Source organism: Paenibacillus liaoningensis, from assembly GCF_059609455.1.
In genome coordinates this window covers 1-18,063 of sequence record NZ_JCAALU010000037.1, presented here as the reverse complement: position 1 = coordinate 18,063, position 18,063 = coordinate 1, and the positions used below count along the sequence as shown (strand labels likewise).

20 protein-coding genes and 1 pseudogene are annotated in these 18,063 nt (G+C 43.5%); 3 read left to right on the top strand and 18 right to left on the bottom strand.

The window, feature by feature from the left end; genetic code table 11:
* Positions 1-311 precede the first annotated feature (311 nt).
* Genes AC6B99_RS33025 through AC6B99_RS33015 form a run of 3 tightly spaced genes read right to left on the bottom strand, consistent with a single transcriptional unit; the run spans position 312 to position 1,251 of the window.
* On the bottom strand, positions 312-494 hold the full coding sequence (locus AC6B99_RS33025; protein WP_496665144.1) for a hypothetical protein: 183 nt from the start codon (positions 492-494) through the stop codon (positions 312-314).
* Positions 495-500: 6 nt separating this feature from the next.
* The gene (locus tag AC6B99_RS33020; RefSeq protein ID WP_496665143.1) at positions 501-881 is read right to left on the bottom strand and encodes a hypothetical protein; all 381 of its coding nucleotides are present in this window, start codon (positions 879-881) and stop codon (positions 501-503) included.
* Between the two features lie 25 nt (positions 882-906).
* Complete coding sequence (locus tag AC6B99_RS33015; protein ID WP_496665142.1) at positions 907-1,251, bottom strand: hypothetical protein; 345 nt, start codon at positions 1,249-1,251, stop codon at positions 907-909.
* A 151-nt stretch (positions 1,252-1,402) separates the two neighbouring features.
* On the opposite strand from AC6B99_RS33015, the gene AC6B99_RS33010 reads away from it, so the two are divergent.
* The gene (locus AC6B99_RS33010; protein WP_496665141.1) at positions 1,403-1,555 is read left to right on the top strand and encodes an IS3 family transposase; all 153 of its coding nucleotides are present in this window, start codon (positions 1,403-1,405) and stop codon (positions 1,553-1,555) included.
* 68 nt (positions 1,556-1,623) lie between these two features.
* On the opposite strand, the gene AC6B99_RS33005 is transcribed toward AC6B99_RS33010, so the two are convergent.
* Positions 1,624-2,037 carry a hypothetical protein gene (locus AC6B99_RS33005; RefSeq protein WP_496665140.1) on the bottom strand — a complete coding sequence of 138 codons (414 nt, stop codon included), beginning with the start codon at positions 2,035-2,037 and terminating at the stop codon, positions 1,624-1,626.
* Positions 2,038-2,065: 28 nt separating this feature from the next.
* Positions 2,066-3,439, bottom strand: a complete 1,374-nt coding sequence (locus AC6B99_RS33000) for an EndoU domain-containing protein (RefSeq protein WP_496665139.1) — start codon at positions 3,437-3,439, stop codon at positions 2,066-2,068.
* A 32-nt stretch (positions 3,440-3,471) separates the two neighbouring features.
* On the opposite strand from AC6B99_RS33000, the gene AC6B99_RS32995 reads away from it, so the two are divergent.
* Together AC6B99_RS32995 and AC6B99_RS32990 are read left to right on the top strand one after the other, a co-directional pair.
* Positions 3,472-3,624 carry an IS3 family transposase gene (locus AC6B99_RS32995; protein ID WP_496665138.1) on the top strand — a complete coding sequence of 51 codons (153 nt, stop codon included), beginning with the start codon at positions 3,472-3,474 and terminating at the stop codon, positions 3,622-3,624.
* Between the two features lie 467 nt (positions 3,625-4,091).
* Positions 4,092-5,126, top strand: a pseudogene (locus tag AC6B99_RS32990) (IS4 family transposase).
* A 370-nt stretch (positions 5,127-5,496) separates the two neighbouring features.
* On the opposite strand, the gene AC6B99_RS32985 reads toward AC6B99_RS32990, so the two are convergent.
* The 13 genes from AC6B99_RS32985 to AC6B99_RS32925 form a co-directional block, all read right to left on the bottom strand.
* Positions 5,497-5,847 (bottom strand): PIM8 family immunity protein, encoded by a 351-nt coding sequence (locus AC6B99_RS32985; RefSeq protein WP_496665137.1) that lies wholly within the window; start codon positions 5,845-5,847, stop codon positions 5,497-5,499.
* Positions 5,844-8,420, bottom strand: coding sequence for a hypothetical protein (locus tag AC6B99_RS32980; protein ID WP_496665136.1), 2,577 nt, complete (start codon positions 8,418-8,420; stop codon positions 5,844-5,846). Before AC6B99_RS32980 ends, AC6B99_RS32985 begins: the two co-directional genes overlap by 4 nt.
* A gap of 277 nt (positions 8,421-8,697) precedes the next feature.
* A complete protein-coding gene (locus tag AC6B99_RS32975) occupies positions 8,698-8,973 on the bottom strand; it encodes a DUF4176 domain-containing protein (RefSeq protein ID WP_155973370.1) in 276 nt (91 codons plus the stop codon).
* A 14-nt stretch (positions 8,974-8,987) separates the two neighbouring features.
* Positions 8,988-9,368 carry a hypothetical protein gene (locus tag AC6B99_RS32970; RefSeq protein WP_496665135.1) on the bottom strand — a complete coding sequence of 127 codons (381 nt, stop codon included), beginning with the start codon at positions 9,366-9,368 and terminating at the stop codon, positions 8,988-8,990.
* A gap of 27 nt (positions 9,369-9,395) precedes the next feature.
* Positions 9,396-9,764: a hypothetical protein gene (locus tag AC6B99_RS32965; RefSeq protein WP_496665134.1), complete on the bottom strand. Its 369-nt coding sequence runs from the start codon at positions 9,762-9,764 to the stop codon at positions 9,396-9,398.
* A gap of 220 nt (positions 9,765-9,984) precedes the next feature.
* Complete coding sequence (locus AC6B99_RS32960) at positions 9,985-10,428, bottom strand: SMI1/KNR4 family protein (protein WP_138755668.1); 444 nt, start codon at positions 10,426-10,428, stop codon at positions 9,985-9,987.
* Positions 10,429-10,451: 23 nt separating this feature from the next.
* Positions 10,452-10,844: a deaminase domain-containing protein gene (locus tag AC6B99_RS32955; RefSeq protein WP_496665133.1), complete on the bottom strand. Its 393-nt coding sequence runs from the start codon at positions 10,842-10,844 to the stop codon at positions 10,452-10,454.
* 130 nt (positions 10,845-10,974) lie between these two features.
* On the bottom strand, positions 10,975-12,219 hold the full coding sequence (locus tag AC6B99_RS32950) for an IS110 family RNA-guided transposase (protein WP_496665132.1): 1,245 nt from the start codon (positions 12,217-12,219) through the stop codon (positions 10,975-10,977).
* Between the two features lie 631 nt (positions 12,220-12,850).
* A complete protein-coding gene (locus tag AC6B99_RS32945) occupies positions 12,851-13,339 on the bottom strand; it encodes a hypothetical protein (RefSeq protein WP_496665131.1) in 489 nt (162 codons plus the stop codon).
* An 18-nt stretch (positions 13,340-13,357) separates the two neighbouring features.
* Entirely contained in the window at positions 13,358-16,207 is a 2,850-nt protein-coding gene (locus AC6B99_RS32940) for a contractile injection system protein, VgrG/Pvc8 family (RefSeq protein ID WP_496665130.1), read from the bottom strand.
* Positions 16,208-16,240: 33 nt separating this feature from the next.
* Positions 16,241-16,636, bottom strand: coding sequence for a PAAR-like protein (locus AC6B99_RS32935; protein WP_494879938.1), 396 nt, complete (start codon positions 16,634-16,636; stop codon positions 16,241-16,243).
* A 119-nt stretch (positions 16,637-16,755) separates the two neighbouring features.
* Positions 16,756-17,280 (bottom strand): hypothetical protein, encoded by a 525-nt coding sequence (locus AC6B99_RS32930; protein ID WP_496665129.1) that lies wholly within the window; start codon positions 17,278-17,280, stop codon positions 16,756-16,758.
* A complete protein-coding gene (locus AC6B99_RS32925) occupies positions 17,280-17,990 on the bottom strand; it encodes a hypothetical protein (RefSeq protein ID WP_496665128.1) in 711 nt (236 codons plus the stop codon). Before AC6B99_RS32925 ends, AC6B99_RS32930 begins: the two co-directional genes overlap by 1 nt.
* Between the last annotated feature and the right edge of the window lie 73 nt (positions 17,991-18,063).

Here is an 18,063-nt window from a genome sequence, read left to right as displayed (position 1 = left end):
TTGTAAAGGTACGTCGTTGTTGTTTTGGCATTGTAGAGATTTGCTCCTTAACATGATAGGTTTATTCTACAAGCCCTTATTTTTTCTGTCCAACTTAGTGTAGTCGATCCATACTTTGTTTTATTTAAATGTGCATTCTCTATACTACTACTATTCATAAAATCAATTGGAACTGTTTCTTCGGTATTAAAAGTTATTGTGATTTTGGGTTTATTCTCAGTCACCATAATAATAGAGATATAACTATCAGTGAGGAAAGACAGATTCCCCCCGCATTTACAAATAATATCTCCCTTATTTAGGGTATACGGTCAGGAATGATATTGTTTTCGCCCAGTAATATTAAGTGTCCCATTTGTAGGAGCAGGTTCATCTAAATATTTACCTCCATTAACACCAGAAGCCTTATCAATACTACTTGCCCCTTCAGTCAATTTACCATTATTTCTTGTGTTACTCGCTCCGTTATAACTCCCTGTATCATCTGCATCCATAATTGGCTAATTAATTCCTGGGCCACCCTTGGTTTTCCCTCCGGTCCCCACTTCATTTGACACATTGCCTGTCCCCGTTGTACCCTTTGTTTGTGCTCGAGTACCCTTAACACCATACAATGCACCTGCTGCTGCCCTATACAATTCCTCTGGATCAATAGGTATTGCATTAATGTCTTGTTGTTCTTCATTAATTTTATTTAACATATATTTTTGCGCTTGTTTTGCTTTTTCTTTTGAGTTTGTATCCATTGTACTCGTTTGCGTTAGTAAAGCAAACCATGCTTCAAAATCTCTTCCCGTCTCAAGCCTATGATACCACTCGAATGACTTTCTAAGCATTTCCTTGTATTCCGCAAATAGTTTAGAGTCAGGCGATAACTCCATCACATCACTCAGCAAAGCTCAAATTCTAAGCGATTTGGATTTTTAGCATCATCGGGAAAAAGTATTCCTCTTCTATCGTTGTATCGAAACTCACCGTTTGTTCAATTTGAGTATAATTTCCGTTTTGTGAACTGTAGGTGATCATTTCCTTTTTCAAATTCTCCAATACCTCTTGCCAATCCACATTGCTTGCTAGAGATCGTGCGGTTGTAAATACTTTTCCTAAGCGCTCCCCTAGTAAACCCGGCATATTTTCCAGCAGCAGTTGAAATAAATTCTGGAGCGCACTGCTTCCCTGACCATTTCCACTTTGTCCATTTTGCTTCGGCGCTGACCATCCACCAAACGGAATACTCGCTGCAAGTGCCAATCCTGCCCCGGTATAATTTCCTCTGGCTGCCGATATGCTCGCATTCGCAACGTTAGCTACTGCTCCTACGACCGGGATCATTCCGACGACGCTCAGTGCCGTTTGAATGCCATCCAACAGCTTGTCAAATAAGCATTTCTTATGAGGAACCTTGAAGAGCGAAACATATTATTTGCACACCTGTCATTCCTTTGTAGAACTCGAAAAGGACATCAATGACTACATCCACTTTTACTATTACGAACAACTACAGACGAAACCAAACGGCCTCAGTCCGATGAAATTCAGGACCAAGGCCACTTAAAAATCTTTATTTTTTGTATTGTCTTCTTGACTGGATGCAGTTCATACTGGAATGTACCATATAATAATTTATGAATGGATTTTCGCAAGAAAGTCTTCAAGTACTTTCTTTACTGCTACTCCCGATTTAGGAATCAAATCATTTACTCGATGCAGTATGTTTGGATTGTCTAGTATTATTTGTTTACTTTCTGCATTTGTAAAACTTCTTAGAGTATCTATAATTATTTCAAATAATTTGTCATCCTCAATAGTAAGTAATAATAATAAAATATTCAGCTCATACATATTACAATTGTTATCTAAACAATATGCTAGTTTTCTTTGCCAATCTAACGGCTTAGTAAGCACTTCACTTAATAATTTATCCCAATCATTTAAACTGAACTCTGACAGTATTTCTCCTGCAATAACACACCCATCGTCGTACCAAGAATCTACTGTTGTATCTGCTGATATTAAATTATCTAGTTGTTTATACATATTTTAACACCTTTCATTTTCATTAGATTTAAAAACCTGCTGGGCGGGCTCCATTCACGGTACCTGTTGGGTAACCACTAACTACATCATTACCAATTTTGAGTACATCAATTTCCACACCATTTATTATTCCTCTATGCCAAGTTGCTCCATCCCTTAATCTTGTTGAAATAGCAGGTGTATTTCCAACAGCTTTAACACTATCAAGAATTTGCTGATCACTCCACGAATCTGGAAATAATGTACCTTTTTTAAGTTTTGAGATGTTGCCATCTGGAAATTGCTTAGTAAACTGAACATTTTTCGTACCATCGGCATTAGTTGAAAACACTTCTACGGCGAACTTAGGATTAGTATTGTTTATATTAGGGGAATGTCCACCTATCAACTCATTCTTTGGTACTTTTCGTTGCCCTTCCAATATCTTGGCTTCCATTTCCGAGCTAATAACAGTCTTGGATGTAGCTCCACCACTGCTCCCCGTATTTTTAGTTCGAGTATTATTTGCTCCGTTATAATGTGCCGTATCATCTGCGTCCATAATTGGCTGATTAACCCCTGGACCACCCTTAGTATTCCCGTTCTTCCCATTACCAGTTGCTCCACTCGTTCCTGTCTTTCCTCCGGAAGCACCTGTGCCACCAATTCCTGAAGCCGTTCCTCTTCCCGCTCCTCCTCTTCCTGATCCAACTCGGCCAGGCAGTACTGGATTAAGATTTTCAATCATATACAAATAATTCGTAGCCGCTAATTCACTCGTTCCAAATCCATTAAAATAAATATCGGCTACTAGCTTCTTATATTCATCTGATTCCGTTGACAATTGTCCTGCATCAACCAACTGATTGATACCATCCATTTTGAATACAATATTACTATTACTCATCATAGTAAAGAACGGATTATTCTCTTTCTGATAAGCATAATATTTCAAAGCTTCCTGATAATATTCATCAATAGTTACTTCATCTTTTTCTGAGGCACTATTTTCCACATAGTCTAAATCCTGCTGCGGCATAACGCCAGAAATGACCGCTTGATTTTCTTGCTTTATCATTTCTCTCTTTAGATTCTCCAATACCTCTTGCCAATCCACATTGCTTGCTAGTGATCGTGCGGTTGTAAATACTTTTCCTAATCGCTCTCCTAGTAAACCCGGCATATTTTCCAGCAGAAGTTGAAATAGATTCTGGAGCGCACTGCTTCCCTGACCATTTCCACTTTGTCCATTTTGCTTCGGCGCTGACCATCCACCAAACGGAATACTCGCTGCAAGTGCCAATCCTGCCCCGGTATAATTTCCTCTGGCTGCCGATATACTCGCATTCGCAACGTTGGCTACTGCTCCTACGACCGGGATCATTCCGACGACGCTCAGTGCTGTTTGAACGCCATCCAACAACTTGTCAAATAAACCTTTCTTAGTACGGAACCTTGAAGTACGAGAAATATTATTTGCATTCCTATCGTTCCTTTGTAAAACTCGAAAAAGATATCGATGACTGTATCCACTTTTACAATTACGAAAAATTACAAAAGAAATTAAACGGCCTCAGTCAGATGAAATTCAGGACTAAGGCCGTTTAAAGGATTTTTTTTTTTGTACTATCTACTTGAAGGAGGGCAATTCATACTGGAGTTAGCATTAAAAATCATTAATTATCTGGTCAAAACAATATGCTGTGTTTTCTTTCAAAATCTAATTTTTATTTTACTAAATCAACTTTCACGAAATTTATAAAGTGCAATTGCTTCAACAAATGACCAAATAAATTGAACAATTCAAGCTATCTTCTCTCACATATTACAAGTCGGAATAAAAAACAATCACTTAACTTCCTTATATTTAGATAAATTTGGTTTGCCGAATGCTAGTAATGCAGAAAGTACAGAAATATTTCAATGTTGATCATAACTTGAATCACTAGCGTTGCATTAATGTTATCTGAATCTTCATAATTTTCTGCCATAACTACTTTTGTGCATAAAAAAATCCTTTACAATAGATGGGAGAGGTAGAACCTGTCCATTAATCCATTGAAAAGGATATCAGCATGGACAATCATACTTTATTATCTTCATTTGGTAAATGGCTTGCGCCAATCTGTACAAAAATGTTCACAACTGCGGTGACCGAATGCCCGCAGGACAAATATACGAAAAAGCTGACGACCACCGCCTATCTCAAGTTGTTACTGCTTGCGCAACTGCAAAAACGCGAAGGCTTGCGACACATCGCTGACGATGTCTTGTGTGAAGATTTACAGCGTGAGCTCGGCCTGACTTCAATCTCGGCTTCGCAGCTCATCCGCAAACACAAGCAAGTCGACCCTGAGTTGTTGCAACAGGTGTTCGAACAGTTAGCTAAGCTTGCGTTGTCATGCCAAGGCCAAGTCGCTCATCAGCACAAGATCAAAATCGTCGACTCGACAACCGTGACGTTATGTCTGCAGAAATTTAAATGGGCCGAGTTCCGCAAGACGAAGGCAGGCATCAAAATACATATGCGACTGGCCTTTCCAAGTGAGCAAGAGGTTGTCCCGGAGAAGGCAACGGTGACCGTAGCCAAGAAAAATGATCGTACGCAGATGAATGAACTCGTTCATGAGCCGGGCGTAACCTACGTCTGTGATCGTGGATATATCGACTATTCGGCTTTCGATCGCTACTTCTTGGACGGTATTTTTTTCGTCACACGGCTGAAAAAGAATACGCATATTGAGCCGCTGGAGGAACTCGCTGTCCCCGAAGGCAGTCTCATTTCGACCGATTGGCGTGTCCGAATTGGCTCCTAGCAGAAGAAGATGACACATGTGCTACGGATGATACAGACGCAAGACTCGGAAGGCAATCTGCTCTTTCTCGTAACTAACCGCTTCGATCTGACTTGTGATGAAATCTGCGAAATGTATCGCAATAGCTGGGCGATTGAAACGTTCTTCAAGTGGATCAAACAGCACTTACAGATCAAGCACCTTTTTGGCACCAGTGAACAGGCTGTAACGAACCAGGTTTGGATTACCCTTATTGTGTTTTGCCTGCTCCTACTCGTGAAGCTGGAAACGAAAGTCAAACACAGCTTGTTGTAACTCACTCGATGGCTAACAAAGGTATTATGGCAACCGTGCAGCCGATAGATCATGCGGCTAAAGAAAAAGCCCAGTCGAACCTCGAAAGGACGACAACGAACCGAGTCTTGACACCTGCTAGCAATCATAACACAAAAGTAAACAGAATTTCATAATTTAACCAAATGAATCGGCTGCTTTTGAGAGTTGTCCGACCTTTTCATTTAATAATGAAAAACGGTTTTCTGAATATTCACATTTCGGAAGTGTAAAGATTTTATGCAACGCTAGTGAACTCGAATAAAAATACTTACTCTAATTTCTTATTTATTTGAGTACGCCACTACAGAATATAAACTTGGTCCACTGAAAAATTAATGATAGTAATAAACTATATAATTTCAAATTTAAATATTTCACAATAGAAAGAAAAAATTTCATTTTCATCTTCATTCACACGATAATTAATTCCTTCCATTTGACTTTCCCCTATATTCGTTATATTTATAACCAATCTTAATAACCCCTCTAAATCACCCATTTTAAAACTTCTCACGCCCGAAAAATTCAATAATAATTTGTTATCTCCCTCATAAAAAGGAAAATTGCATAAAGTAATATCTAAAGCAAAATCTGAACAACCATCCTCATTAATATTACGGTATAAATTTATTGACTGCAAAAAACCGTACTCCTTTTGTTTTTGGTAGAAATCAGATATTAATTCGTTTAATTGTCTCATGGTTTATATTCTCCTTCTATATGACTTCCGTACTCATGTGGTGTTTTTCCAGGTCCCCACTCATATAAATGATAATGGGTATCTGGTATTCCTTGTGCTTTATTTCCTGCATTATAATCAGTTCTAGCAATCAACTTTCCATATTGATCATAATATGCCTTCCATGGCTGAACTCTCCCCTTATCATCAATATATTGTCCTTCTAGCATTCGTATCCCAGGAGTAACTTGGTTTGGTGCTTTTTTAGCTAAGTAATTACCTACATCATTATTGGACATCCCCTTCCCCTTAGCCACATTTCCCTTATCCTCTGTCAATTTACCATTATTTCTTGTGTTACTCGCTCCGTTATAACTCCCTGTATCATCTGCATCCATAATTGGCTGATTAACCCCTGGACCACCCTTAGTATTCCCGTTCTTCCCATTACCAGTTGCTCCACTCGTTCCTGTTTTTCCTCCGGCTGCACCTGTGCTACCAATTCCTGGTGCCGTTCCTCTTCCCGCTCCTCCTCTTCCTGATCCAACTCTGCCAGGCAATACTGGATTAAGATTTTCAATCATATACAAATAATTCGTAGCCGCTAATTCACTCGTTCCAAATCCATTAAAATAAATATCGGCTACTAGCTTCTTATATTCATCTGATTCCGTTGACAATTGTCCTGCATCAACCAACTGATTGATAGCATCCATTTTGAATACAATATTACTATTACTCATCATAGTAAAGAAAGGATTATTTTCTTTTTGATATGCATAATATTTCAAAGCTTCCTGATAATATTCATCAATCGTTACTCCATCTTTTTCTGAGGAACTATTTCCCACATAATCTAAATCCTGCTGCGGCATAACACCAGAAATGACCGTTTGATTTTCTTGCTTTATCATTTCTCTCTTCAGATTCTCCAATACCTCTTGCCAATCCACATTGCTTGCTAGTGATCGTGCGGTTGTAAATACTTTTCCTAAGCGCTCCCCTAGTAAACCCGGCATATTTTCCAGCAGCAGTTGAAATAAATTCTGGAGCGCACTGCTTCCCTGACCATTTCCACTTTGTCCATTTTGCTTCGGCGCTGACCATCCACCAAACGGAATACTCGCTGCAAGTGCCAACCCTGCACCAGTATAATTTCCTCTGGCTGCCGATATGCTCGCATTCGCAACGTTGGCTACTGCTCCTACGACCGGGATCATTCCGACGACGCTCAGTGCTGTTTGAACGCCATCCAACAGCTTGTCAAATATACCTTTCTTCTTCGGTGCCTCTGCTTCCGGCTCTGGCTTTGCCTGTGGTGCAGTATCCGGCTCAGGGGGGGCTACAGCTGACATGAGAGACGGTTCTGGGATCAATGGCAAGTCCTCCACAAATACAGGCAGCTTTATGATGCCTTCCACCCGCAAATCTGCCGCTTTCACATCGGTTTCGCCGTCCATCACCATACTGCTCGATCCGCATACCAAATGAATGGCTTCCGCTGCTGTCCCTTTGATGGTTCCTGCTCCTAAAAATAGCCCGCCTCCCGCCTCCACTTCAATGGAGCTGTCGCTATCTATCGTAATGCCACCCTGCTCATCCAGCTTGATGGTCAGCTGGTTTTCTTTGCCCGTCATGACCAGATCCGTCGTGCCCAGCTTCATTTCCTTACCTGCTGGCGAGCCCCAATATTTCACACCTGGGTCCGCATGCTTCGCGGATGCTTGTCCATTCTGACGCATGGAATGCCTCACAACCGCATCGTTCTCCAAACGACTTCCAATATGCACCTGCACTGAATCACCTAACTCCGGCATTGCATATAATCCGCTATTCCCCTCTGCTGCATAGGGCGTTGCATAGGGCAACCAGCATGCCTCGCTCTTCTCCTGTTTCTCATCCAATTCAAAATGAACCTTGACTTGCTCCCCCTGAACCTCTATCACCTTTCCATTAAATGAAACCCCACTTAACGTTTCTGGAAGGATCTTATTTTGGCGAATGCCGGAAAATGGCGTAAGAATATACGTATAAGATAAAATACCTTGCTGCATTTCACCAATCGCTTTTTCCACCACAAGCTCTTTTCCCTGAAAAATAACACTTTCCCCTATGGTCATATAACGTGGGGTTTCAATGGTATACGTTGTAAAGCTCGCTTCACTCAGCGTTGATTCCGTATCTCGATGGGCTCCATAATAGGCGGATATATGGCGTTTGATTCGATAGGGCATGTCTGGGAGCTCGGTTACTTTACCTTCAGGTACGCCTATCCATATTTTTGGTGCTGATGCGGTCACCTCTGGAATGAGTACCGCTCCGGCTTGTGAGGCAAGCCTTTTGAGGAAAGCCCAATTCGTCTCTTGATACTGGATAAAAAGCTGATTTAGCTTCGCTTTTTGAAACGTACCATCAATATAGTCCGAACCCGGGTACGGCGCTAGCAGCTTTTCGATCGCTTCGGAAAAAGCCATCTCTTTATTCTGAAAGGTTCGCGAGACACCCTTGACATCCATTCGACTTGAATGGGATAGAGCTTCCAACCGAAAGGTAAATACATTCCTTACTCGTTGAATCACCATCGTCTTCAGCACACCACTAAACAGCGTACGGATGACAGCCCCTTCCTCATTCAGCTCTTGAAGCTCAATAGGCTCCTGCTCTCCGCTTACCCGAGCCGCCTGATCCTGGTGTTCTTCTGCTATTACACCTGTTGCCGTTAACTCAGCATGCTCATTCACGGCTTTATAGATGGTTAGCTCCTGAATTCGTTCGAATCCGTACGCGGATTGCAGCCGAATCTGTCCGTACCCAAGTACGATCTGATTGTCTACCTCCATCGTCTTTTCCTCCCTCCTGCTGCCTTCAACATCACTTCTCCTGCTTCATTTCTTCCTTTATCCCTTCAAGCCATTGCCGATAAGAGAGCTCCTCCATATCTTGATACCCTGTGAAATGAATCTGTTCAATTTGATCATGATTGAACATATAAGATTGATCTGGTGATTGATTACCCTCAGGATACAAACACGAAATATAGTCCCAAATTTGGCCAGTTTCTACCTGCTGCTGCAAACGACCGTAAATCATGACACGCTTCTCACCGCCCAGAATTTGAACAATCGAGCCGATAGGTAGTAATGCCATCTTCATACATCCTTTCAATTCCATATTTTATCTATTAAAAAGACAATTCCAGCAGGTATACCAGCACAAAGAATAATGATAAGTCCAATACGAATCATTTTTTTGGATTGTTTATCCCCTTGATGAGTCAGCCCCATATAGAATACTTGGATAATAACTGCACCGATACATACTAAAACCGCTATCGCTGTTCTATCATAAAGCTTTGTATAACCGAACTCCTCTGCTAGTATTCCTCCTGCTGTCAGCAATCCACATATCCCTATTTCAACATACATCACTAACAAGCCAGGGCGATCCATTTTCCGTCTACGCAGGGCGGTTACCCACATAAAACAAGCTAACAGGATAAATAGCAACGCATAGAGAACCATATAACCTTCTCCCTTATCCATTTCCTGTTTCACACCCTATCCCTATATTTAATGACCAATCCATTTCTTTTTAATCCAGCTGCTCGCCATACCAAAGCCTGCCCCTATTGCTACACCCGCAATAATTGCGACACCTACAGGCGCTCCAACTCCCGTACAGGCAATACCTACACCAATCCCAAGAGCAGCACCTGCTGTAGATACGGTCACAGCTTTTGCTGCATCAACACCATCACACTTCTTAACATCTTGATACACATCAAGACCATAGGTCACAAATGCTGCTGGGCCTGCTAATTTAGACGCTCCTTTTAAAACATCAATACCTCGATTAAACTTTACAAATTCAAAACTCGCAGCTGGCCCCAAACCCGGAGCGTTCGTAACATAATAGCTGCGACTACTGAGTCTATCCATAACTTGCGACCCAAAAACGGTATCTGCTGCTCCTGCAACACTATTACATGGTTTGTGGCTAATTGAAATTACATGCCCGACTCATTCGGCACAGGGTCGGAGTTGAGACAAGAACAAAAGAAAACCACAACACGGCGGCTAGTTCGCATTGTGGTGGTGGATAGATTATTCGTGAAAAGCAATTAAAAAATATTAATTGAAAATAATTACTCAATTCTCTTTAGTCGTATAATGAAATTAAATATTCAGAAAGAGTATCGCTGACTTTCTTAAACTCCGTTAGATTAAGACTTTCATCGTAAAGATATACTGAAGGATTATCACCCTCATCCAAATTGAAAAACCAAAACATATATCCTTGGTGCATCATAAACACAAACTGATTATCTGTGAGTTTTTTTGAGAAACTATTTTCCTCTAAAAGTTCAACAGCCCATTCTTTTAACTCTAATATATACTTCATAGTATAATGTGTACCAGTCAAAAACTCTGCACCATTCCCAAACTTACTCATAAAATCTAAATAATTCGAGGGCAGCGTTTTTGTTGGAGAAAAATGTTTTAATTTTGTTAGCTCATCTTCACTACAAGGCTTCATTGGGTATGATTTTTTTTCTAATGTTAATAAGAATTCCTTTAAATCACCCTTATTTGAAATATCCATGTTAAATCTCCTCCATATTCTACTCAATTCAAGTCATCCAAGATTTGAACTCTCGTGACTTTGATATTCGAAAAATCAATTTGAAATTGATCAATAATATCATTACAACTTTTACAAATAGGGTTATGTGAAATAATTTCAATACTGCCTTCAACATCAGGATTATTTTTGAACCTTTCTCTCAGATATTCTATCATCTTTTGCTCTGTATCTTGCAACCTTCCTTTATTATCTGACCCACTATATTTATAGTGATTTTCAGGTGGTCTAGGATAGTTATCCTTATGATTTGGATTATTTGGATCATACCCACTTATTGATTCAAGATTTATTGATTCACCATCTATTTCCCCCTTAGTTAATGCGACATTTTTAGTTTTTCCTGCGTTAAACCTCTTCCTCACATCATCTATCAATTTCTTATCTTCTTCGGTCGCTTCCCTAAAAGCTCTGTTGACAGAACCAGCTTTTCCCGTCCCCTAAGTAGTAATCTTAAACTTGGGAATAAAGAAGGTGGCAACTGTTTTACCAATTACCACCATTATATCAGCTTGCTTGACACTCTGTTAGAGGACTCGCCGCCCGATACTCTGTCTTGTTCTTCATCATGCTGTAGATGATGTTTACAAGTCTTCTCATGACGCATATGAGGGCTTGCTTCTTGCTCTTGCCTTCTGCTAGCTTCCGTTGGTAGAACTCGTAGAAGACGGGATTCCGTTGCTTCTTATTGTCGCCTTTAGCTACTTGGATTTGCTGTACGGCTAGGTTATGGAAGATGGCGTTCGGTACACGATTACCTTGTCCACTGGCTTGGTCTTTGCCCTTGCCGCCCGAACTAAACCGGATAGGGGCGATTCCTGCAAAACGGGCTAACTTGTCGGCATTGGAGAAGCGACGAATATCTCCGATTTCAGCCACCAGTTCCGCCGCTGTGACGGTGCTGATTCCGTCCATCGACTCTAGCTTGTAATCGGTCTGTGCCAATACCTGCCGAAACTGTTCCTCGATTTGCTTTATGAGTTCCCGACTTCTCCGCATATCCTTGACCATGTTGACGATGAGGAAATCCCTGTATTCTTGGAAGTTCCGCTTCGTCTCTCCATCCTGCTTCACCAATTCCAGTATTCCTTCTGACTTACGAGTTGAACATGTGTTATGACTCGCTTCACGTAAATACTCTGCCAGTTCATCCACCCCCACCGTCAACACTTGATGTGGTGCAGGGTACTTCTCCCAAAAGGCAAGGGCGGCTTTACCGTCAATGTCACAGAAGAACTTCTTGTAGGACGGATAGTGATAGCTTAATTGTTGATGCATTTGATTCTTCAAGCCACTGGCATGTTTGACGATAGCGTTCCGCCTTGCTACCAATTGACCTAATGTCCAGTACAAGTCTTGTGGATTCGCATCCGGTAATTCATCGAGCCGTGCAAGGAGTACCTTGGCGATACAGAATGCATCCCAACTGTCGCTCTTTTGCGTAGTCGCATGGCTCATTCGTTCGCTGTACGACAAAGCGGAATTGACTTCCTTGACCAATTGCTTCTTCTCAACAAGGTGAACGGCTAACGCTCTGCCGTTGCCGCCCGTATCTTCCAACCCGTAAACAGGGGTCAAGCCTTTTGCCGTATGCTTCTTAACGAACTTCATCAAGTCGTCGAAGGCAGACGGTTTGTTTTCAATCTGGATTTCACCAAGACGTTCGTTCCAACAGTTGATGATAACGGCAGTATGGTGGGCTTTATGTAAATCCAAACCGACATAGATGTGATATTGCTTGTAATGGCTCAAAAGACTTCACCTCTGGTTACGGATTCTGTCGTGACATTAGTATCGCCGCGCGGCGGCTGTGAAGTCAGGAAGGCGGCTAGCCTAAGCGTTACCTTGCCTGTTCTATGTCAACTGGTCGTCACCAGATTGTTCGTTCACGATAACCATCGCGGCATGTAGCCCATTCGTTGCGGACAATTTGCAGATAAGTTCTGACAATATGAATAGTCGGTCTAACTACTCCAAAAGATGCTTTGCCTTTTCATCCTCCTTATCGGGGCGGCGTATTCTACAGTTGCCAGTAAATTTGAAAAAAACGCGAGAAAACGAAGATAACAAAAAACAGGTCAATCATGGTGGTATCTGACCATAATCGACCTGTTCAATGTAACGGAGTAGCGTTATTTAGGTTATAAAATTAATCCATTGATGTGCGTACAACCGAAATGATGAAATCTTTATACGGGTATAACACTGGTTATATGTGTTATTGATTGAATGATGTGTTCATTCGGCACTGGGTGGGGTAGTATTTTTGAATAGTGTATTTTTATCATAATACGATGGACAAAAAAGACACCACAACACGGCGGTTAACTCGTGTTGTGGCGCTGCTAGATGTATTGTGAATCATCAATACTTCAAGATTTTTTTATAGACGACTTATGTCACAAGGTTCCGTTGATACGAATCTTTCATACCATCCATTTAATGGAATAGTTATAACATCTCGTATATCTAATTCCTGTGGTCTGATAACAAAAAAACCTCCTCTTTCAAAAATTCTAATTAATGGTTCATATACATTTAAATATGTGAGATACTGTGGATTTTTATCAACGTATATTGATAATTGAATATAAAATTCAAATATTTTTTTAATGTATTGGTATCCTGCCACAAATTCTAAAACTTTTGGATTGCAGTATCTCGAAATATCTATTTCATTTTCATTATCACCAAGTAATTTCGCTACATTAGAGAACATGGGTGGCTGTGGTTTCAGAGATTCATTCTTATAAAATAAAGCTAATCTTCTCAAAAATTCATAACCCAGCTCAGCATTTTCATTGGAATTAACCCTACCAATATTATCCCATAAAATCCCATTAATTCTTGATACAGAATCATCTAAATACACTTTCCTCACCTCCAACATTTAATAGTCAATATCTCCATCATAATTTTTATCATACTCTTTGAATTTATCATAACCTGGGAAATCATCACTTGGTTGTTCATCAGTTAGATTTGCTTTGTCGTGTGCATTTTTTTCTGGGTCTTTATTATACCCTTTTCCATTCCAAGTAGAAGGATCTCTTAGCGGCATACCTCCTTCCATATATTCATTTTCTTTAAGCTCATGATTTGCTAATTTCCTGAACCATTCCTTTTCCTTTTCATTCAGCTCTCCTTTTTGTGCCTTTTGCCATGCATATGCAACATCAGGATCTGCTTGAAAGTATAATTCTTCATACGGTTTACCACCTACAGATAACTGTTTTGTGTCTAAGAACAAGTGCCTTTTCATTTTTAATATCTGTTCTTCTGCTAATCCTGTATTCTTTGCTACCGTTCCAATATCGTCAATACCTGATTTTCTGATATCAATATATTTCCTCTCAAGGAAAGCTTGAAATCCATCCTCTGGCACAATAATATGTTTTCTCATCTCAGCAGTATATGGTTTAAAATCACCCGACCCCTCAGCCTCATTCTTCAAACGATCCGCCAATTCCTTCTTACCAGCCTCGGATTCGCTAAAGAAATCCTTATGATGCTGTGACGGACTTGAAGGTACAGAATCAGGACTATCATGAAGTTTAACATTTCCTCCAGGACCCGCGGGAACAAGATCATCCCCCACCTTCTTAATCGTCAAGGCATTCTGAAGCTTCTTCCAGCCCGTAGTTGCTGCATCCTTGATATCCAATGCATCACGTATCAGTTTCGCTTTAACCGCATCTGCCGCATTCCCAATCCAGCCCGTCATTTTATTCAGCGAATCGCCAAATGCGTTGCCTAAGGTCTTCACGATTTTCGCACCAGCGATCTTGCTACCAATCGCCTTCGTGAGCCGTGAATCCATGATACCACCGGTTAAACCGCCAATCCCCATATCCAGTGCCAGTGTGCCAAAGCTAAACCCTTTGCCTTCCATCGTCTGGCGAATGACACTCTCAAAACCATTCTGCACCGCACCAAACGCCATACGTCCACCTAGGTTCGCCATCGGACCAAATGGGCCAAACACTGCCCCAGATATCGCCCCGATAACTGATTCTCGAAAGGCTGTTGACACATACGTGCCCATATCGCTGACCTCGCCGCGCGCGATATCCGACACCGCTTGGCTCACAACCGCAGCAGTTCCCGCAATGGCTGCTCCAGCCAATACTGCACCGACAACGACCGCTCCTGCTCCTAGTGTCGCTACCGTAAACGCCGCTGCTACCGCAACTACTGCGACGACAGCCAATCCTGCCAGCACATTTCTCGCTAGTTTTCCCCAGCTGAATGGCGGTTTTTCCGGTGGTGGCGGTGGAGGAGGCGGCTCACCTTCTACGGGCGCATCGTCATACGGCGCATAGCCAGTCCGATCCTTCCCTTCCGTTCGGATCTGCGCTCCCATCAGGTTGTACTCGCCTTCCAGCGTGATCCCGCTTGGTGCGCTTGTCTTCTTCGCTACGAGTAGCGCTTGCGCACCAATAACTACACGCTTCGGTGTGAACAGCGAAATCTCTTCCTTCGCCGTCAGCGTCAGCTTGCGCGGGCTGCTCAAGATAATGCCTACAGCATCGTCCAGCTTCAAAAACAGCGGCTCCTTGCTTCCGCCTGTAAACTCGACCCCCGTAGGGGACAGCTTCATTTCACTGCCATGCTCCGTCCCAAAATAACGGTTGTTCGGATCTGCCGTCTTTTCTGCACTCGCCCCATTGGTTCGCACGCCGCCAGTGACAATGGCTTCTTGACCGCCTGCATCGGCTAGATATAAATTCGCTTTTGTTCCTACCTGCGGCATACTGTACATCGCGCTTCCCGTCTCCGGAGCATAACGATACCAGTGCGCCGTTTCCTTGTCCTGCTTGTCGTCGATCGCCAGATGCACCTGCACCTGTTCCCCTTTAACCGCCAGAATTTCTCCTTGCAGTGTCAGACCCGACAGTCTTGTATTCAAGATCCGCTGCTCTCGTATCCCCGCTTCCCGCGACAGACGGTAGTGGTAGATGAGCTGCCCCTTCTCTAAACGTGCCGTCATCGACGATACGATCAGTTCAATATAGCCTCGAATTTTAAAGCGATCACCCAAACGATAGAACGTTTTGGATCGTATTTCATAGCCGAAAAAATCCGTATCATGCAGGCCCGCTGCTTCCCCGCCTGCTTTTTGAAAAGCCGCCAAATCCTTGCTCACCGTATACGATGCTCCTTCAGGCAGCTTATGCTCTTTCCCCTCCGGCATCCCAATAAACAGCTTCGGCGTTTCTTCCAATATATCACAGACCACCACCGACTGGAACTGGCTCGCTAGTCGTTTCGTCAGCTCCCAATCCGTCTCCTCATATTGAATGACAGGCTCAGATGGCTTTTCCTTCTCTCCCTTTTGAAGCAACACATCTCCACCTGGATACGCACGCAGTACGGTAGTTATGATCTTCTCGTACGTCTGGCTCGTATCCTGAAAAGATCGCCTGCGCTTCTTCAGATCGCTGTAGATGCTTCCCGATACCGCCTCGATCTCGACTGTGTACACCCCATTGCGATGCACCGTCTGCACAGATGTGACGACTCCCTTAAAAAGAGGTTTCCGCGCGCCATCTTCTTCGTCGTACAAAGCGATTTTATCCTGCCATACCGCTTCCAGCGTGGCATTCGTTCGCAGCTCTTCCTCGACGATCCCGCTAATCCGCAGCGTCCCATGCTCGCCCGGCTTCCAGCTCATCGCCACATCCGTGATATGCTTCAGCTTGCAGGGGCCTTCTACCCGCAATCGATCATAACCGATCATCTGCATCCCTCCTCCCCGTTGTCCTTCGTCTACCTAATCTGAATCGTGCTGACCGTCCGAGAGAAAATAGATTTGACCATCCATGGCACACGTAAGAAACGATTGGGTCGTCAGCGCTGGTTTGTTATCTACCTTCGCATTTTCCTTTGGCAGCACCCACTTATTAAAAATCTCTGGCATACAGGGCGGGCCACCCTCGGTAATGCCTTGCTCATTAATCAAGTACACGACTTCCCCGGCTGCCATTTTAGGACTGCGGCATAGGCCAAAATACGGCACGTTCTCCGGGCTGTTATCGTCCTCATTCATCATCGGCTTGCCATTCACATACGACCCATGGCTCTCTGGCAAGTTGATTCGGCGTGAATGCGTGCCGCACGTACATCTCATGGTTGCCCCTCGTACCACATACGCGGGTTGTCCTCCCATTCTCTTCTCCTCCTTTTCGGTCACCGTTTCCTATTCTCTTTCTTGTTAAAAGCTAAAACTGGTTGCGAATCATTTGGTCTACGCTCTCCAAACACTCCAATATTGGTGACTGGTTTCTTCTAAGCCAGCTCCACCCGTTCCAAACGAATACCCACAGGCTCCCGCCGCAGCAGGCTCTCCGCTACATCCAGCCGCACGACGATCAGCGGCCTTTCACTTTCGCTCACCCGCACAATTTTCTTCCCTTGCAGGCGCTCCCGATCCAGCACCAGACGCTTAATCGTTCGCTGATCCTGATGCAGCTCGGCATACGAACTTAAACACATTAGCTCCTCAAAAAAGGGCAAATAATACGTTTTCTGGCGGCGAGTCAGCATATGCATCAAAATGACCATCTTGTATACCGCCCTCGGCTCGTACAGCTCCACTAACCGCTTCAATCCATCCGAGAGCAAAAAGAGCTGCCGATCCAGCACATCCGTAAACACGCTGTCTTTCTCTCCCTTGACTTGAAACAGCAGCTTGTCCGGTATTCGGTACGAAGTCGCCGCATACATATCCCGCATGTCCAGCTTCTCCCGCAGCCCTTCCAGCATTGGCGTACTCGTGTAGCGGCTATCTTGCTTCAGTACAAAATAGTCCATCAGGACACACCGTCCTTTCCATCCTGCTGCTCTTGAAGCTTCCCCTCACCCTGCTCTTGAAGCTCTTCTTCTGCGCTTTCGCTTTCGCCAGGCTCATCCAGTGCGCGCACCCCATGACCATCCTCCGCCAATATTTCCGTCTGATCGCGGTACTCCCCCATTGCAATCGCCCAGCCTTCCGCCTTCGCAAGCGTGGTGAAGGCTTCAAGCCCGATTAGCTTTTCCATCTGCCCACGCACGAATTCCACCGCCAGCGTGTGGCATTTCTCTGCTTCCAGCTGGCGAATGTCGTCGATATCCATAAGCGTGACCTTCCGTGCATATGCCACTCGCTCCGGCTCCAGCTGCTTCACTCGCTCGAACATCGGTGCGAACAGAAACGCTGGCTCCCAATGAACGGTGCAGCCTGACGCATCCATCAGCCAGCGTTCATCATACGCATCCATTCGGTACGTACAATGCCCTTCCATGATGCTCGTACGTAAATAAGAGATGTAGATATATTTCAGCTTCCCTTGTTTTTCCGCTGCTTGAAGCTCCGCTGCCCGCACACATAACGCCTCAAACGCTCTTGCCAACTCCTCATCAATCTCCACCTGATGTTCTTCGTAAATGTCATTAACGAGCAGCACATCCTCCTGCCACCGATCAAACACATGCCGCTCCAAAAAGTCAGCCAGCGCCTCTTCCCGCGTCATCACCTGACTCATACGATGTTGACCTTTCCGCCGCTCAGCGTCACTTCATCCTGCACCGTCAGCATCGCGTCGCCCTGCTTCAAAT

What these genes read in the sequence shown, in the direction of transcription:
- AC6B99_RS33025 (WP_496665144.1), bottom strand. Translation starts at nt 494, where the DNA reads ATGGATGCAGATGATACAGGGAGTTATAACGGAGCGAGTAACACAAGA.
- AC6B99_RS33020 (WP_496665143.1), bottom strand. Translation starts at nt 881, where the DNA reads ATGGAGTTATCGCCTGACTCTAAACTATTTGCGGAATACAAGGAAATG.
- AC6B99_RS33005 (WP_496665140.1), bottom strand. Translation starts at nt 2,037, where the DNA reads ATGTATAAACAACTAGATAATTTAATATCAGCAGATACAACAGTAGAT.
- AC6B99_RS32985 (WP_496665137.1), bottom strand. Translation starts at nt 5,847, where the DNA reads ATGAGACAATTAAACGAATTAATATCTGATTTCTACCAAAAACAAAAG.
- AC6B99_RS32975 (WP_155973370.1), bottom strand. Translation starts at nt 8,973, where the DNA reads ATGGCATTACTACCTATCGGCTCGATTGTTCAAATTCTGGGCGGTGAG.
- AC6B99_RS32970 (WP_496665135.1), bottom strand. Translation starts at nt 9,368, where the DNA reads ATGGATAAGGGAGAAGGTTATATGGTTCTCTATGCGTTGCTATTTATC.
- AC6B99_RS32965 (WP_496665134.1), bottom strand. Translation starts at nt 9,764, where the DNA reads ATGGATAGACTCAGTAGTCGCAGCTATTATGTTACGAACGCTCCGGGT.
- AC6B99_RS32960 (WP_138755668.1), bottom strand. Translation starts at nt 10,428, where the DNA reads ATGGATATTTCAAATAAGGGTGATTTAAAGGAATTCTTATTAACATTA.
- AC6B99_RS32940 (WP_496665130.1), bottom strand. Translation starts at nt 16,207, where the DNA reads ATGATCGGTTATGATCGATTGCGGGTAGAAGGCCCCTGCAAGCTGAAG.
- AC6B99_RS32935 (WP_494879938.1), bottom strand. Translation starts at nt 16,636, where the DNA reads ATGGGAGGACAACCCGCGTATGTGGTACGAGGGGCAACCATGAGATGT.
- AC6B99_RS32930 (WP_496665129.1), bottom strand. Translation starts at nt 17,280, where the DNA reads ATGGACTATTTTGTACTGAAGCAAGATAGCCGCTACACGAGTACGCCA.
- AC6B99_RS32925 (WP_496665128.1), bottom strand. Translation starts at nt 17,990, where the DNA reads ATGAGTCAGGTGATGACGCGGGAAGAGGCGCTGGCTGACTTTTTGGAG.